The organism is Rhodococcus sp. H36-A4, assembly GCF_027158005.1.
Lineage (GTDB): Bacteria > Actinomycetota > Actinomycetes > Mycobacteriales > Mycobacteriaceae > Rhodococcoides.
In genome coordinates this window covers 609,117-624,801 of sequence record NZ_JAPVLQ010000001.1, presented here as the reverse complement: position 1 = coordinate 624,801, position 15,685 = coordinate 609,117, and the positions used below count along the sequence as shown (strand labels likewise).

The window sequence follows — 15,685 nt, the reverse complement described above, 5'->3', positions numbered from 1 at the left end:
CGGGAACATGGAAAATTCGATTACCAAGAAACTTGCGGCTGCCGGACTTGTGCTCGGTTTGGTCGCCATCACGGCGTTCGCGCTGATCACGTTCGCCGGCGGATTCACCAGCACGGTTCCGGTCACCGTCACCTCGGCGCGCGCTGGACTGGTGATGGATCCGCAGGCCAAGGTCAAGCTTCGCGGCGTCGAGGTCGGCCGAGTCGGGTCGATCTCGCAAGAAGACGGTATGGCTCGCCTCGACCTGGATCTCGATCCGTCGATGCTGTCGCTGATCCCGTCGAACGCTGCGGTCGAGATCAAGTCCACGACGGTGTTCGGCGCCAAGTACGTCAATTTCGTCGTCCCGGCCGACCCGTCGAGCCAGAGCATCGAGGCCGGCGCCGTCATACCCGCGGACAGCGTCACCGTCGAGTTCAACACGCTGTTCCAGCACCTGTCAGAGGTCCTTCAGAAGCTCGAACCCGAGAAGCTCAACGCCACCCTCGGCGCGGTGTCCTCGGCGCTGCGCGGCCGCGGTGAACAACTCGGGTCGCTACTCGAGGACACCGATTCCTATCTGAAGACAGTGAATCCGAGCCTTCCGGCATTGCAACGAGATCTGTCCGCGGCAGCGATCGTCACCAACGTCTACGCGGATGCGACGCCGGACCTCATGCGGGTACTCGACAACGCAAGTGACACGGGCAAAACCATCGTCGAGGAACAAGCGAACCTCGATCTACTCCTGATGAACGTGACCGGCCTTGCCGATACGGCAACTCAGGTACTGAGCGAGAACCAGCAGCCACTCGAGACCGCGCTGTCGACACTGACCGACACCACGACGCTTCTCGATGAATACTCACCCGCAATCTCTTGCTTCCTGGTCGGGCTCAACAAGGGACGGAAGCAATTCGGGCCTCTGGCCGGTGCAGGAGACAGCGCCTCGCTCATGCTCAGCGCGAGCTTCGTGCTAGGTGATCCGGCGTACACGGTCGAGAAGGATCTACCCAAGATCGCGGCCAGTGGTGGCCCCAACTGTTACGGGTTGCCCGACTTCGACCCGAAGAAGGCCAATGCACCGTTCGTCGTCGCGGACACCGCCGACGTGCCCTATGTGCCCGAGACTCAGCCTTCCGTCAACGTGCCCACCATCTTCCAATTCCTGTTTGCGGGGGCGTGGCCATGAGAAGTAATACGATAAAGCTTTCGATCTTCGCGCTGGTCATGGTGGTGATCTTCGGTGCTTTGGCTTTGGTGTTCAGCCAATACCGGTTCGGTAGCGCCGACTCCTACCATGTCGTGTTCAGCGATGCCTCAGGACTCCAGTCGGGTGACAAGGTTCGTATCGCAGGAGTTCCCGTCGGAGCGGTCAAGGGTGTGGACGTCGGCGATGGGAACCTCGCCGAGGTCGAGTTCGACGTCGACTCGAAGCACCGTCTACTGACGAGCACCGCAGCAACTGTCCGATACGAGAACCTCGTCGGCGACCGGTACCTGGAGCTCCTCGAAGGTCCCGGCGGGATCGAGGAACTCGACAGTGGCGGCACGATTCCGGTGAATCAGTCTTCACCCGCGCTCGATCTCGACCTGCTGCTCGGTGGCTTCAAGCCGTTGCTGCGAGGCTTGGATCCTCAACAGACCAACGATTTGTCCGCGGCGTTGCTCGCGGTCCTGCAAGGTCAGGGTGGAACTCTCGTCTCGCTTCTCGGCAACACGAGCTCGTTCACCAACACTCTCGCGGACCGCGACCAGTTGATAGGCGATGTCATCACCAACCTCAACGCGACTCTCGGCACTATCGACCGTCAGGGGACTCAGTTCGAGACCACCATCGACTCATTGCAGCAACTCGTCAGTGGCCTTGCTCAGGATCGAGACCCGATCGGTGACGCCATCCCGCGCATCGCCGGGGCGACAGGTGATCTGGCCGGGCTTCTCGAGGCGACGCGTCCCGATCTGCAGTCGATGATCGCTGCCGCGAACCGGACCGCAACCCAGCTGGACCTTGGAAAAGACAACATCGATCAGGTGCTCACTCGGCTGCCGAGCGACTACAAGAAGCTGATCAGAACCGGATCGTACGGTAGCTTCTTCCAGTTCTACCTCTGCTCCAACACGTTCAAGATCTCAGGCCCCGAGGGGTCTCCGACGCTGCTCGTCCCGACGGCGGTTCAGGATACGGGGAGGTGCGCAAACATCAATGACGTCAACTAAAGCGGATAAATCACCCAACTTCATTCACGTCGGGGTCATCGGCGTCGTATTGTCCGTCTGCATCGTGGTTGCTTCGTTGCAGTACGACCGCCTGCCGTTCCTGAACGGCGGCATCAACTATTCGGCCAACTTCACCGATGCGGGCGGCCTGATGGTCGGCGACGACGTCACGGTCTCCGGAGTCAACGTCGGCAGAGTGGAGCAGATCGCCCTCTCCGACCAGGAAGTTCGCGTCGAGTTCACGGTGCGCGAGAACATCGAACTCGGCGAGGCCACTGCTGCGGCCATCAAGACCAACACCATCCTGGGCCGCAAGTCCTTGAAGGTCTCACCCGATGGGCCCGGTTCCATCGATGTCCACGACACCATTCCGTCCTCTCGCACCAACTCCCCGTACTCGTTGACCGATGCATTGGGAGACCTGAGCACGACCGTCTCCGACCTAGACACCCAGCAACTCGGCGATGCCATGAACGTCTTCTCGGATACGTTTTCGAATACGCCGCCGGAATTGCGGACCGCGCTCGACGGCGTCACCAGGCTTTCGGAGAGCATCAACTCCCGTGACGAGAGCTTGCAGCAGTTGCTCGAGCGTGCCGAGAGCGTGACCGGAATCCTCGCTACCCGCAGCGATCAGATCAACCAGTTGATTCTCGACGGCAACGACCTGTTCGGCGAACTCGATCGCAGGCGCACCGCGATCAGCCAGTTGATCACCAATATTTCCTCGGTGTCTCGCCAGCTCACTGGTTTGGTCCAGGAGAATTCGGCTCAGATGGGTCCGACACTCGAGAAGCTCAATTCGGTGGTGGCAGTACTACAGAAGAACAACGACAACATTGCCGGCGCGCTCGATGGCCTCGGGCCGTATATCAGCGCCCTCGGTGAAGCGGTGGCGAGCGGGCCGTTCTTCAACGCCTACATCCAGAACATCCTCCCGAGCTCGTGGTGGAAGACGGTCGTGGACAGCGTCGTCGCTCCGGAACAGTTGCCTGGCACTTTGCAGGATCTGCTCCCAAAGAATTCGCCACCCATCCTGAAACCTCCGGGGCAATGACATGAAGAAGAAACTGCTGTATCTCGGTGCCGCCGTGCTGGCGATCGTGTTGGTCGTGGTCGGTTACAAGGTGATCATCGGCCTCACCCAAAAATCCGTGGTCGCTCAGTTCTCCTCTACGACAGGGCTGTACGAAGGCGACGATGTGCGGGTACTCGGCGTGACCGTGGGCAAGGTCAAGAAGATCGAACCCCAAGGTGACGACGCCCGCGTAAGCATGCAGGTTTCATCGAACGTCGCTATCCCTGCTGATGCCAAGGCCGTCATCATCGCGCAGAGCCTGGTGTCCGCGCGGTTCGTGCAACTCACTCCCGTGTTCGCCGGCGGACCCGAATTGGCCGACGGGGAAACAATTCCCCTCGACCGCACCGCGGTACCCGTCGAGTGGGACCAGATCAAGACCGAACTGACCAAACTGTCGACGTCTTTGGGCCCGGAGGGAGTCGACGAGCAAGGACCGGTAGGCCGGTTCATCGACACCGCCGCCGACAATCTCGACGGGAACGGTGACGCGTTGCGCTCGACCCTGCGCGAACTGTCCGACACAATGCGAGTTCTATCCGATGGTCGAACTGATCTTTTTTCGACCATCCGCAATCTGCAGGTGTTCGTCGGCGCACTGTCCAACAGCAACGATCAAATCGTGCAGTTCGGCGGCCGACTGGCGTCGGTGTCGGAGATGCTCGCACAGAGTTCAGACGAATTCGGTACTGCCATGACCGATCTCAATGTCGCCCTCGGTGAAGTCCAGCGGTTCATCGCCGATAATCAGGCCGGATTGGTCGAGGGAGTCGGCCGGTTGGCTGATGCGACCCGCGTCCTGACCGACAAGCGCCCGGAAATCGAGCGCATCCTGCATTCCGGACCGAATGCACTCGCCAACTTCAACAACATCTACCAACCGGCGCAGGGTTCGCTGACCGGTGCCATCGCGCTGAACAACTTCGGCAACCCGATCAACTTCATCTGCGGTGCGGTGGCGGGTGTGGGGAACTCCACGTCCGAACGCAGCGCCGATCTGTGCAAGCAATACCTCGGTCCCGTTCTCAGTTCGCTGGTCTTCAATTACCCTGCATTTCTTACCAATCCGATCAAGGGGGCGGCGGCGAATCCGGATCAGATCATCTATACCGAGCCTGGCCTCGAACAGGCACCGACGCCTGCCCCTGTATCCGAGCCGCTTGCCGGCATGCCGACCGTCCAGATTCCGAGCCTCGGTGACCTGCTGGGAGGCGGACGATGAAAACTCGCACACGTTCCGTTGTAAAGGTGGGCATTCTCGCCTGCGCCATGTCGGTGACGCTGGCAGGCTGTGAATGGGGCGGTTTGAACTCCCTGCCATTGCCCGGCACTCAGGGGCGAGGCGACGGGGCCTATCAGGTGCAGATCGAAATGCCCAACGTGACTACGCTGTCGCAGAACTCACCGGTGACCGTCGACGACGTCACTATCGGCGCCGTCGAGGGTATCGAGGTTCAGAACTGGCACGCCCTGGTCACCGTGTCCCTGAACGAGGGCGTCGAGCTGCCGGAGAACGTGACGGCCAAGATCGGTCAGACTTCGCTCCTCGGGTCACAGCACCTCGCGCTGGTGCCACCGCCCGACCCCGAGGGAAGGCTGCAGAACGGCGACCTTATCCCTATGGATCGAGCCGGGGCATACCCGACGACCGAGCAGACTCTGTCTTCGCTGTCCGTCGTGCTCAACGGTGGTGGCCTGGCTCAAATTCAGGACATCACCACCGAACTGAACAATGCCATCGGTGGCCGCGAAGATTCGGTCCGAGACCTGTTGCCGCGGCTGGACGAATTGGTCGGCAGTCTCGACAATCAGCGGGGTGACATCATTGCGGCATTGGATGGGGTCGATCGTCTCGCCGTCAACGTCGAGAATCAGAGCGCCACGCTGACAAAGGCATTGAACCAACTGCCACCGGCGCTCGACGTATTGATCCAGCAACGGCCGAACATCACCGGAGCCTTCGTGTCGCTGGGCAAGCTCAGCAACGTCGTATCGCAGTTGGTCGAAACCAGTGGCGCAGACCTGCAGACCAATATCGAAAGCATCACGCCAGTTCTCAACGCATTGGCTGATTCCGGAAGCGCGTTGACCGAAGTGTTGTCGGTCCTGCTGACCTACCCGTTCCCACAGGAGGGCATCGACAACGTGATCCGCGGAGACTACGCAAACCTGGGGATGACGATCGACCTGTCACTTCCACGGCTCGACGCCAACTTCCTCACCGGCACTCCTCTCGCAGGCCGCATCGCAGGCCTCGAAGGCGCTCTCGGGCAACAGGCCGCACCGACGGCAGCATCGGCGGGCGACCCGCTGCGTGGACCCATCAGCGCACCGACCCTGCAAATTCCAGGGCTGCCTGCAATTCCACTGCCCACCATTCCTGGACTCGGGGTGCCTGCGCCATGATGCTCACCAGATTTGTTCGCGTGCAGCTGATCATCTTCTCGATCCTCACCGTCATCGGACTCGTCGCCATGGCGACTCAATACGTCGGGGCGCCAGCGCTTGTCGGGATCGGTCGCTATACCGTCACGGTTCAACTGCCGACAACCGGAGGTCTGTACCCCTACGCGAACGTGACGTATCGGGGCACCACGGTCGGTGAGGTACAGACTGTCGAACTCACACCGGATGGCGTGGACGCCAAGATGTCGATCGACAGCGACTATTCGATTCCCGAGGACGTCGATGCCGAGGTGAAAAGTGTCTCTGCCGTCGGAGAGCAGTACGTCGATCTGATCCCGCGCAGCTCGGACGGCCCCGCCCTGTCGAACGGCGATGTCGTTCCGGTGGACCGCTCGTCGGTGCCGCAGGATGTCGGACCGATGTTGGACCAGGCGGACACGCTCCTGAAGAGCATTTCCGATACTCGGCTGCGGACCGTGGTCGACGAGTCCTTCAAGGCGTTCAACGGAGCCGGACCGGACTTGCAGAAGCTCATCGACTCGACTCGACTGTTCGTACAGGAAGCGAATGACAACTCCGGGGAAACCATCCAATTGTTGGATCAGCTCGGGCCACTGCTGGATGGGCAGGTCGTCAGTAGCGATGCGATTCGTTCCTGGACAAGCAATTTGGCGACCTTTACCGACCAGCTTCGTACCAGCGATCCGGATCTTCGTGCCATCCTCGAGAAGGGCCCGAACGCGGCAGCAACAGCCAACAAGCTGTTCCAGGATCTGCAACCGACGCTGCCGATTCTGCTCGCCAATCTGGTCAGCATCGGTGAAGTCGGTGTCATCTACAACGCAGGCATCGAGCAGATCCTGGTGCTGTATCCGCCGATCACTGCAGCGCTGATGACTGCGGCAGGCTCCGGGCCGGCCGACGAAGGTGCCATCGTCGACTTTCAACTCGAAGTCAACGACCCGCCCGCGTGTACTACGGGATTCCTTCCTGCCGATCAGCGACGTGACCCCAGCGAAATGTCCGTTCCGGACACACCGGCCGACCTGTTCTGCAAGACCGATCAGTCCGACAGCGCGGCAGTCCGTGGCTCGCGGAACCTGCCGTGCATGGAGTTTCCTGGTCGGCGCGGACCCACTCCGGAAGTCTGTCGCAGCGAGGCTGGCTATGTGCCGCTCGGAAACAACCCGCCGTGGGGCCCCGTCGAGCAGGGCGAGCCGTCGTACACCGAGATTCCCAGTGGCGAAAGCAGTCTCACTCCGGCAGTAGCAGCGCGTCCGTACGATCCGCAGACCGGAATGTATGTCGCACCCGGCGGCGTCGCCTACGCCCAACCCGGACTCAATGGCGGTGTCAATGATCTGCAGGGCCTCATGTCGGTCCAGCAGGGTACTGGTTAGCAGATTTCCCTTCGAGTCCACTCCAGCGCAGATGCGGCGGAGTGGACTCGGTAGGGAGTCGGCTTCAGAGGTTGCGGGCAGCGAACGCCACAGCGAGGTCCAGGACCGCCTTGCCTTCCGGCAGTGCGGTGGCCATCACGGGGAACGCGTGCACCTGCCCCCTCCACACATGCGTTTCGACGGTTCGGCCTGCGACGCCGAGCTTCCGGGTCATCGATTCGACGTCGGGTCGCATGATTTCGTTCTCCGCAGTCGAGAGGAATACCGGTGGAAAGATCGACGGGTCGGCATTGACGGGCGAAGAAGCACCGGGAATGGTGTCGGGTCCGGCGAGCCAGCGATCTTCGAGTGCAAGAACCTGCTTCATCGGAAGGTACGCATCCTTCTTCATGAACTTCCGCGGATGACTCTTCAAATCCAGATTGAGCAAAGGGGAGAACCCCAACACCGCGGCGGGCGGAGTGAGTCCCTCCAGCACAGCAAGTTCGGCTACCTTCATCGCGAGATATCCACCGGCAGAATCACCTGCAACGACGATCTTGGACGGATCTGCGACGGTGTCCAGCGCGGCGCGGTAGGAGCGCATCGCGTCGGCGATGGACGTACCGATTCCGCCGTCGGGGATCTGTCGGTACTCGACGGAGTACACCGGCACACCTGCGCGAGCAGACATTGTGGCGCAGGCACTCCGGTGGGTGGCCAAACCGCAGAAGACGAAACCTCCGCCGTGGAAGTAGAGGATGGTTGCATCGGCAAGAGATCCCGTCGCGACCCGCGGGTGTGTCGTCTTCTCGCATGGCACCCCGCCGAGGGAAACCTGCTCGATCGTCACGCGCTTGGGTTTCGGAAGTCGGTCGACGGCACGGTCGAGGTGACCGATCGCTCGGATACCGTTGTCGGTGAGTGGCCAGAGACTGAACGCCGGTTTCAGCGTCATCCGCATGGCATAAGACAGTACTCGTGCCTGGTGGCTGATGTCGTCGTGCCATGTGAGCGTGTGAGCCATAGGGAGTGGTCCTCTCGAGTCGACCCGACGAGTGAGAGTATCAGCCTGGTGAACCAGTTCTAGTTATAGACCTATCTGTTACCCACAGCGTGCACAATGTGAATGAGATGTAGGTCGACACCGGTTCTAGTCGGCACGACCACTGGACGCAACGAGGAAGGTTTTTATGGCAGACGACGAGGGCACGGCGCCGAGGCGCCCACGCCGTCGGGCAGTACGACCGGCAGGGCCTATCGCGGGCGAGACGACGTCGAAAGACACCGTCGAAGCACCGGCAACCGCACAGGACTCACCCGTCGACACGCCGGACCTGAAGAAAGAGGAACCGAAATCCTCCCTCGCCGAGGCTGACGCCGAGAAGAAGCCGACAACGCCGACGACGGAAGACTCTCGGCCGGAAGAAGAAAAGCCCGAGCAGGACGAGAATTCCCCGCAGTCGACAACGAACCGCCGCGGCGTAGTGCTGACGTCGTTGTTCGTCGTCGTGGTTCTCGCGTTGCTCGCTGGAGGCGTCTACCTGTTTCTGGCCAATCGAGCGACGAACGCCGAAGACGCGCAAGCCGAGCGATTCGTACAGACCGCCCGACAGACCGTGTTGAATCTGACGACGATTCATCCCGATTCGGCGCAAGAGGACGTGGATCGGTTGCTGGCCGGCGCCAGTGGTGATTTCAAGGCCGAGTTCGAGGGCCGTGAAGGGCCGTTCGTCGACGTCGTCAAGCAGGCTCGTGTCGACTCGAACGGTGAGATCATCGAAGCTGGAATCGAGAACATCAGCGACGATGCAGCGGATGTCCTGGTGGCTGCACGGGCAATGGTGAAGAACTCCGATGCCGAAGAACCCCAGCCGCGCGACTTCCGGTTGCGCGTAACAGTCGCTGACGACGGTGACGTGATGACCGCGTCGAGAGTGGAGTTCGTGCCGTGATGAAATCTGGAATTCTTGTGCGCAGCTTGGCTGTCGTCATCGTGTTGGTGCTCGCCGGAGCTGTCGGGGTGCTGTTCTATCAGTATCGGCAGAACGAGCAGACCGAGCAGGCACGTACCGACGCCGTAGCAGCAGCGTCGACGCAGGCTACCTCGATGCTGGCCTACGACTTCGACAATGTGGATCAGCAATTGGGCTCTGCTGCAGACGGTTTGACCGGAGACTTCAAAGACGAATACACCAAGTTGGTGACCGAAGTGATCGCTCCCAGTGCCAAGGAAAAGTCGCTCACCGTTCAGGTCACCGTGCAGGGCACCGCCGTCGTTTCGGCCGATCCGGACGAGGCAACGATATTGCTGTTCCTCAATCAGATCACCACCAGCACCGAGGCTCCTGACGCTGCCAGTAGCGGAAGTCGGGTACGGATGCAGATGGAAAAAGTCGACGGGCGTTGGCTCGCAAGCGAGTTGGCTCCGATCTGAGCACAGTCCACTGGAGGCCAGGTGCCTCCAGTGGGCCATCGGATTCGAATCAGCGCTGAGTTATCGCTGGGCCGTCCTGCGGCGGATTCGACAGCGCGTCGAGGAATGACCTTGCCCATCGGTCGACGTCGTGTGCGAGCACCTGCCTACGCATGGCGCGCATATGCCGTCGGCCGTCCTCGGGCGACTGCTCGAGCGCATGGATGATGGCGTCCTTGACGCTGTCGAGATCGTGCGGGTTGCACAGGTATGCCTGACGGAGTTCGGCAGCGGCACCGGTGAACTCGCTCAACACGAGCGAACCACCGAGATCGCTGCGGCACGCGACGTACTCCTTGGCGACGAGATTCATCCCGTCGCGCAGGGGAGTGACCAGCATGACGTCTGCTGCGACGAAGTAAGCGATGAGATCGTCGCGCGGGATCGGCCGATGCAGATAGTGCACGACGGGGTGGCCGACCTGGCCGTACTCGCCGTTGATGCGGCCGACCTGCTGTTCGATCTCACCGCGCATCGCCTTGTAACTTTCGACGCGTTCGCGGCTCGGTGTTGCAAGCTGGACGATGATGTTCTCGGCCGGATCGACCCGGTCCTCCTCGAGAAGCTCGCGGAATGCGTTGAGCCGGACGTCTATTCCTTTGGTGTAGTCCAGACGGTCGACCCCGAGCATGATGCGCTTCGGGTTACCCAAATCCTTACGGATCTGCTTGGCGCGATCGCGGACCGCCTTGCGGCGTGACTTCTCGTCGAGATCCCCCGAATCGATGGAGATCGGGAACGCGCCGACGCGTACCGTCCGGAAGCCGACCTGGACGGATCCGAGCTTGGACCGCACCCCGACGGATCCGCGGGAGGTGACCTGACCGGCGAGTCTGCGGGCGAGGTACAGGAAGTTCTGGGCGCCGCCCGCGAGATGGAATCCGATGAGGTCGGCGCCGAGTAGGCCTTCGACGATTTCGGTCCGCCACGGCATCTGCATGAACAACTCGACCGGCGGGAAAGGTATGTGCAGAAAGAACCCGATTGTCAGATCCGGGCGCAGCATCCGCAGCATCTTCGGGACCAGCTGGAGCTGGTAGTCCTGAATCCACACCGTCGCGCCCTGGGCTGCCGCAGCAGAGGTCGTCTCGGCGAACCGACGGTTGACCTCTACGTAGGCATTCCACCAGGAACGGTCGTAGATCGGTTTGACGATGACGTCGTGATAGAGCGGCCACAGGGTGCCGTTGGAGAAGCCCTCGTAGTAGTCCGCTACCTCACGCTCGCTCAACGTGACGGGACACAGTTCGAGCTCGTCCTCGACGAACGGCTCGACCTCTACATCGGGGACCCCTGGCCAGCCCACCCAGGCGCCGTTGTTGGCTCGAAGGATCGGCTCGAGTGCCGTCACCAGCCCGCCGGGGCTTCGCTTCCATCGCGTACTCCCGTCGGGAAGCGTCTCCAAGTCCACGGGCAACCTGTTGGCCACGACGACGAAATTGGAACCCTGCGAGGCGTCAGCCACTACTGTCCTATCGGCTCATCGTTCAGAAAGTGCAATTGCTGGTGCGTGGGGTCACTCTGGTCGTGCCGCCGGTTCGATGCCCAGCATCGCAAACAGCATGCGGCACTCTTCTGCGTCGATCGCGTATGCAGCGACGACGCGCTGCGCCTGGCTGGCGGTCTCGTCGGCCAATGCGACGATCTCGTCGTCGGCGATGTCTTTGTCCGTGGTCGTATTGGCGGCCATGATCGTCTCCGTTTGGTTGCTGGCGTACTCGATAGGTGGTGCTCGCGAGAGTTTCTTTCGCGTCGGCACCAACTCTATGAGAACTGGTCGCCCTCTCGCCACTTCCCCTGAACGAGCGCAATGCTCGCCGAAGTGACCTGGGCCCTATCGGGGCATGGATTAGGGTCGATCAATGCACTTTTGTTTCTCGGTGACGTGATGGCTGCGTCGACGACCACGACCCCCCCTTTGACCGGTACAGCGATTCTTCGCCGGAGTGTGCGACGCCAGCGCACCCGGATGATCATCTCCACCGTGTTCCTCTGCTTGCATCAGTTTTGCGAGACGATGGTTCCGGTCGCGATCGGTCTGATCGTCGGCCGAGCCATCGACACCGGTGACGGAACCGCGATGGTCATCTCGCTGCTGGCTCTCGCTGGGCTGTTCGTGGTTCTGTCGTATGCGTTTCGTTTCGGCGCGCGCATCATCGTGGTGGCGATCGAACGTGAGGCGCACATGATGCGCGTCGAGATCGCAGGCCGGGTGCTCCATCCCCGAGGCGTGCGCACCGACCTCGTGTCTGGCGAACTGCTGTCCGTTTCCACCTCCGACGCCGAGAAGACCTCGTGGATTCTCGATGTCATCGCGCGTACGGCCGCGGCGATCACAGCCACCCTCGTCAGCGCAGTTGCGTTGCTGATCATCGACATTCCGTTGGGGTTGGCGGTCGTCATCGCCACCCCGGTCATCATGTTCGGGCTGCAGCGTGCGGCTCCGTTGCTGACCAAGGCCGCGACGGCGCAACAAGCAGAGATTGCGCGAGTGTCCGGCATGGCGACCGACCTGGTCGGCGGGGTGCGTCCACTACGCGGTATCGGTGCCGAGGACGCAGCGTCGGCCCGATTCTTCGCCTCGAGCCGCACCGCATTGAGCGCGACGATGAAGATGGCCAAAGCCAACAGTATCTACCTCGGATTCTCGACGACGGTCAGTGCGCTGCTGTCGGTCGGAATTGCCGGTGCAGCAGGACTGTTCGCCCTACAGGGGCGAATCTCGGTAGGTGAGCTCATTACGGTGGTCGGACTGTCGCAGTTCATCATCGAACCGCTGACCACGATGTCGCGCCTACCGGGTGTCGCTGCAGTCGTGCGAGGTTCGGCCGATCGCCTGGCCTTGGTGCTCGGCGCGGATCACGTTCTGGCAGAAGGTGGTTCGGTGGCACCGCCGGCTACTGATATCGCCGCCACGGGCATCGCATACCGGTCTCTCGACGGCTTCGACCTTACGGCCGCTCCTGGGGAACTCCTCGGTGTGGTGGCATTGCGGCCTCAGGACGGCGAGGCATTGGCCGCGGTGATGTCCGGGCAGATCTGCGAGGACGACTATCTCGGCACAGTGACCATCGGTGGCCTCGGATTCGGTGAACTCGGGCTGGCCGACGCGCGTCGAACAGTTCTGGTGGAACCGCACAACACCGACCTGTTCGCGGGCACTGTGCGAACGAACGTCTCCGCCGGGCGCGCCCGCGAGGATCACGAACTCGACCGAATACTCGCCGCGTCCGCCGCTACCGACGTCGTCGCAATGCACGAGCGTGGCCTCGACCACGCAGTCACCGACCGCGGGGCCAGCCTGTCGGGTGGTCAGCGTCAACGTGTCGCCTTGGCCCGGGCATTGTCGGTGTCGGCTCCGGTGCTCGTCCTGCACGACCCGACAACGGCGGTGGACGCTGTCACCGAACACTCCATTGCCGCCGGGATCAAGGAACTGCGCCATAGCGGCGATCGTGCCCAGACCACCATCCTCATCACCACCAGTCCCGCCCTCCTCGCAGTGACCGATCGAGTCGTACTCGTCGACGACGGACGTGTCGTCGCCGAGGGAACGCATCACCACCTCGCAGTCACCGATGAACGCTACAAGGGGGCGGTCCTGCGATGACCACACCGGAACTTCTCCCCATCGCGACGGGTAAGCGGTCGTGGGCCTACCTGTCGGGCGAAATACGCGCCCAACGGGGACTTGCTCTCCTCACCCTCGCGATCAGTGCCGTCTCGGCGGCCATGTCACTCATCCCCGTCTACGTCTTCGGCGTCCTCGTCGACCGCGTCACCGAAGGTGCCCCGACGTCGACGATCGTGAGCGTGGTGGTCGTCATCACCACCGCCGCCGTCATCGGAGGCATCTTCACGGCGCTGAGCACCTACATGATCAGCACGCTCGGCGAGCGGACTCTCGCGACGCTGCGCGAACGGGTACTTCGGCGCGCACTGCATCTGCCGATCGGCACACTCGAACGAGTCGGCAAGGGAGACTTACTTTCCCGCGTCGGCGACGACGTCGCAGTCATGGCGAAGTCGATCGGTGAGGTCATCCCCAACATCGTCTCCGCGATTCTCCTCGTATCGTTGAGCGTGGTCGCGATGCTGAGCCTGGACTGGCGTCTCGGGCTCGCAGGCATGGTCGCCATCCCGATGTACGTGCTGGCCCTGCGCTGGTACCTACCGAAATCGGCACCTCTCTACGCCGCCGAGCGCGTCGCCATGGGCGAGCGATCCCAGGCACTCATCAGCAGCATGCAGGGCGCACGCACCGTTCGCGCCTACGGACTCGAAGACACACACCTGGCCGAAATCGACAAGGCGTCGGGCAAGGCTCGAGACATCGGCATCGACGTGTTCCGACTCTTCACACGCTTCGGTGCGCGCAGCAACCGTGCCGAATGCGTCGGACTGTCAGTAATTCTGGCCGCCGGATTCCTGCTGGTTCAGGATGATCACGTGACCGTCGGCCAGGTAACCGCAGCTGCGCTGCTGTTTCACCGGCTGTTCAACCCGATCGGCATGCTCATGTTCTCCTTCGACGACGTGCAATCGGCGGGCGCCAGCCTCGCGCGACTGGTCGGCGTCATCGACGTACCCGATGAGCGATCCCCTGGGACAGGTGCGGTCCCGGTCGACGGAACGCTGCAGATCACCGATCTCCGACACTCGTACGACACCGGCCACGAAGTTCTGCACGGAATCGACCTGACCGTCGGTGCGGGGGAGACCGTCGCACTCGTCGGATCCACCGGTGCGGGCAAGTCGACAATCGCAGCAATCGCAGCGGGCTCCATCGATTCGACCTCCGGCACCGTACGGATCGGCGGTGCGACGCTCGCCGAACTGGGCGAGAAAGGGCTGCGCAGACATATCGCGATCGTCAGCCAGGAAGTACACGTCTTCGCGGGCCCGCTGATCGAGGATCTACTACTTGCGGCACCGGATGCGAGCCGAGCGGACGTCCGCGCAGCACTCGACACCGTCGGCGCCGGCCGGTGGGTCGACACCCTGGGCAGCGGCGTGGATACCGTTGTCGGAGAAGGCGGACACGAGTTGACCTCCGCCCAATCACAACAGCTGGCACTTGCGCGACTCGTCCTCGCCGACCCCGCCGTCGCCGTACTCGACGAAGCGACCGCCGAAGCCGGGAGCGCCGGCGCCCGAGACCTGGAGGCGGCAGCGGCAGCGGCAACCCGCGGACGCAGCACACTCGTTGTGGCACACCGGCTTACCCAAGCCGCCGCCGCCGACCGCGTCGTCGTCCTCGAACACGGCAAAATCCTCGAACAAGGGCCACACGTCGAACTCGTCGCGGAGGGTGGGCGTTACGCGGAACTGTGGTCGGCCTGGCAGGGGCGATAGTTGTGGGTCAGCCCACGTGGACCCGGACACCGAACTCGTCCGGCGCCAGATCGGAACGCAGCACGAAGTTTTCGTCGTAGTTGCCGCCGCTCTGGCTGCGGTAAGCAATGGGCGAATCGGTGAACAGGGTCGACAAGCGATCCGCGAGCCCGTCCACTGCCGCTCGGTAATCCTTCGGCGTCATCCGATCCGCACTGGCGACGAGGACGGGCGGCAGTACGGACATGCCTGTATACCAAAAGATTCCATGATGAATGGGGAACAATAGTTCCTCCAGAGACCCGTTGATTCCGCGCGTGGACACCGTATATTCGCTGCCGCCCATGCTCGTCACGACGAGTGCACGCTTGCCGGACATCAGGCCGTCGCCGTAGCGCCGAGTCGAACCACCTTCGGATCTGATTCCATACCCGAACCCTTCGACGAAAACGCGGTCCACCCAGCCTTTCAGAATCGCAGGCATCGAGAACCACCACAACGGAAACTGCAATACGACGGCGTCCGCCCGGCGCAGTTTCGCTTGCTCGGTGACGATGTCCTCCGCCAGAGATCCGCGTCGAAGGGCAGTGCTCGACGCCGTCGCGACATGCAGGCGGCCAGTTGGATCGTGGCCGTAGTCGTCCGCCCTGACCACAGGATTCCAGTTCATTCGATACAGATCGGACTGCTCGACGCGGTGGCCTGCCTTCCCTAGTTCGGCAAGCGCCGCATCTCGGAGCGCCCCGTTGAGCGATCGAGTGTCGGGATGAGCGAAGACCCACAAAATGTTCATGCGCTGAGTCTTTCGCTCAT

At 62.2% G+C, this 15,685-nt stretch carries 14 protein-coding genes; 10 read left to right on the top strand and 4 right to left on the bottom strand.

What is annotated here, in order from left to right; all coding sequences use genetic code 11:
* The first annotated feature begins 7 nt into the window (after positions 1 to 7).
* From O1W68_RS02880 to O1W68_RS02855, 6 genes are read left to right on the top strand one after another with little or no spacing between them, the layout of a single operon-like run.
* Entirely contained in the window at positions 8 to 1,171 is a 1,164-nt protein-coding gene (locus O1W68_RS02880) for an MCE family protein (RefSeq protein WP_269301372.1), read from the top strand.
* Complete coding sequence (locus tag O1W68_RS02875; RefSeq protein WP_269301371.1) at positions 1,168 to 2,199, top strand: MCE family protein; 1,032 nt, start codon at positions 1,168 to 1,170, stop codon at positions 2,197 to 2,199. The genes O1W68_RS02880 and O1W68_RS02875 overlap by 4 nt, the downstream gene beginning before the upstream one ends.
* Positions 2,186 to 3,256: an MCE family protein gene (locus O1W68_RS02870; protein WP_269301370.1), complete on the top strand. Its 1,071-nt coding sequence runs from the start codon at positions 2,186 to 2,188 to the stop codon at positions 3,254 to 3,256. Before O1W68_RS02875 ends, O1W68_RS02870 begins: the two co-directional genes overlap by 14 nt.
* 1 nt (position 3,257) lies before the next feature.
* Positions 3,258 to 4,499, top strand: a complete 1,242-nt coding sequence (locus O1W68_RS02865; protein WP_269301369.1) for an MCE family protein — start codon at positions 3,258 to 3,260, stop codon at positions 4,497 to 4,499.
* Positions 4,496 to 5,683 (top strand): MCE family protein, encoded by a 1,188-nt coding sequence (locus O1W68_RS02860; protein WP_269301368.1) that lies wholly within the window; start codon positions 4,496 to 4,498, stop codon positions 5,681 to 5,683. The genes O1W68_RS02865 and O1W68_RS02860 overlap by 4 nt, the downstream gene beginning before the upstream one ends.
* Positions 5,680 to 7,083: an MCE family protein gene (locus O1W68_RS02855; protein WP_269301367.1), complete on the top strand. Its 1,404-nt coding sequence runs from the start codon at positions 5,680 to 5,682 to the stop codon at positions 7,081 to 7,083. The genes O1W68_RS02860 and O1W68_RS02855 overlap by 4 nt, the downstream gene beginning before the upstream one ends.
* 64 nt (positions 7,084 to 7,147) lie before the next feature.
* Here the strand turns inward: O1W68_RS02855 and O1W68_RS02850 are convergent, their stop codons facing one another.
* A complete protein-coding gene (locus tag O1W68_RS02850; RefSeq protein ID WP_269301366.1) occupies positions 7,148 to 8,089 on the bottom strand; it encodes an alpha/beta hydrolase in 942 nt (313 codons plus the stop codon).
* A gap of 166 nt (positions 8,090 to 8,255) precedes the next feature.
* Here O1W68_RS02850 and O1W68_RS02845 point away from each other — a divergent pair, with 166 nt between their 5' ends.
* Entirely contained in the window at positions 8,256 to 9,017 is a 762-nt protein-coding gene (locus O1W68_RS02845) for a hypothetical protein (RefSeq protein ID WP_269301365.1), read from the top strand.
* Positions 9,017 to 9,499 (top strand): h domain protein, encoded by a 483-nt coding sequence (locus tag O1W68_RS02840; RefSeq protein ID WP_269301364.1) that lies wholly within the window; start codon positions 9,017 to 9,019, stop codon positions 9,497 to 9,499. Before O1W68_RS02845 ends, O1W68_RS02840 begins: the two co-directional genes overlap by 1 nt.
* Positions 9,500 to 9,548: 49 nt before the next feature.
* Here O1W68_RS02840 and O1W68_RS02835 read toward each other — a convergent pair whose 3' ends face one another.
* The gene (locus tag O1W68_RS02835) at positions 9,549 to 11,003 is read right to left on the bottom strand and encodes an alpha,alpha-trehalose-phosphate synthase (UDP-forming) (protein ID WP_269301363.1); all 1,455 of its coding nucleotides are present in this window, start codon (positions 11,001 to 11,003) and stop codon (positions 9,549 to 9,551) included.
* A gap of 51 nt (positions 11,004 to 11,054) precedes the next feature.
* Positions 11,055 to 11,228 carry a hypothetical protein gene (locus O1W68_RS02830; RefSeq protein WP_269301362.1) on the bottom strand — a complete coding sequence of 58 codons (174 nt, stop codon included), beginning with the start codon at positions 11,226 to 11,228 and terminating at the stop codon, positions 11,055 to 11,057.
* 279 nt (positions 11,229 to 11,507) lie between these two features.
* On the opposite strand from O1W68_RS02830, the gene O1W68_RS02825 reads away from it, so the two are divergent.
* Positions 11,508 to 13,148, top strand: a complete 1,641-nt coding sequence (locus tag O1W68_RS02825; protein ID WP_269301361.1) for an ABC transporter transmembrane domain-containing protein — start codon at positions 11,508 to 11,510, stop codon at positions 13,146 to 13,148.
* The gene (locus tag O1W68_RS02820; RefSeq protein ID WP_269301360.1) at positions 13,145 to 14,893 is read left to right on the top strand and encodes an ABC transporter ATP-binding protein; all 1,749 of its coding nucleotides are present in this window, start codon (positions 13,145 to 13,147) and stop codon (positions 14,891 to 14,893) included. Before O1W68_RS02825 ends, O1W68_RS02820 begins: the two co-directional genes overlap by 4 nt.
* Before the next feature lie 7 nt (positions 14,894 to 14,900).
* Here the strand turns inward: O1W68_RS02820 and O1W68_RS02815 are convergent, their stop codons facing one another.
* Positions 14,901 to 15,665: an NAD(P)H-dependent oxidoreductase gene (locus O1W68_RS02815; RefSeq protein ID WP_269301359.1), complete on the bottom strand. Its 765-nt coding sequence runs from the start codon at positions 15,663 to 15,665 to the stop codon at positions 14,901 to 14,903.
* Positions 15,666 to 15,685: the final 20 nt, after the last annotated feature.

Excerpts from the sequence above, each read along its gene's own strand:
- O1W68_RS02880 (WP_269301372.1), top strand. The coding sequence starts at position 8 with ATGGAAAATTCGATTACCAAGAAACTTGCGGCTGCCGGACTTGTGCTC.
- O1W68_RS02875 (WP_269301371.1), top strand. The coding sequence starts at position 1,168 with ATGAGAAGTAATACGATAAAGCTTTCGATCTTCGCGCTGGTCATGGTG.
- O1W68_RS02870 (WP_269301370.1), top strand. The coding sequence starts at position 2,186 with ATGACGTCAACTAAAGCGGATAAATCACCCAACTTCATTCACGTCGGG.
- O1W68_RS02865 (WP_269301369.1), top strand. The coding sequence starts at position 3,258 with ATGAAGAAGAAACTGCTGTATCTCGGTGCCGCCGTGCTGGCGATCGTG.
- O1W68_RS02860 (WP_269301368.1), top strand. The coding sequence starts at position 4,496 with ATGAAAACTCGCACACGTTCCGTTGTAAAGGTGGGCATTCTCGCCTGC.
- O1W68_RS02855 (WP_269301367.1), top strand. The coding sequence starts at position 5,680 with ATGATGCTCACCAGATTTGTTCGCGTGCAGCTGATCATCTTCTCGATC.
- O1W68_RS02850 (WP_269301366.1), bottom strand. The coding sequence starts at position 8,089 with ATGGCTCACACGCTCACATGGCACGACGACATCAGCCACCAGGCACGA.
- O1W68_RS02845 (WP_269301365.1), top strand. The coding sequence starts at position 8,256 with ATGGCAGACGACGAGGGCACGGCGCCGAGGCGCCCACGCCGTCGGGCA.
- O1W68_RS02840 (WP_269301364.1), top strand. The coding sequence starts at position 9,017 with ATGAAATCTGGAATTCTTGTGCGCAGCTTGGCTGTCGTCATCGTGTTG.
- O1W68_RS02830 (WP_269301362.1), bottom strand. The coding sequence starts at position 11,228 with ATGGCCGCCAATACGACCACGGACAAAGACATCGCCGACGACGAGATC.
- O1W68_RS02825 (WP_269301361.1), top strand. The coding sequence starts at position 11,508 with ATGATCATCTCCACCGTGTTCCTCTGCTTGCATCAGTTTTGCGAGACG.
- O1W68_RS02820 (WP_269301360.1), top strand. The coding sequence starts at position 13,145 with ATGACCACACCGGAACTTCTCCCCATCGCGACGGGTAAGCGGTCGTGG.
- O1W68_RS02815 (WP_269301359.1), bottom strand. The coding sequence starts at position 15,665 with ATGAACATTTTGTGGGTCTTCGCTCATCCCGACACTCGATCGCTCAAC.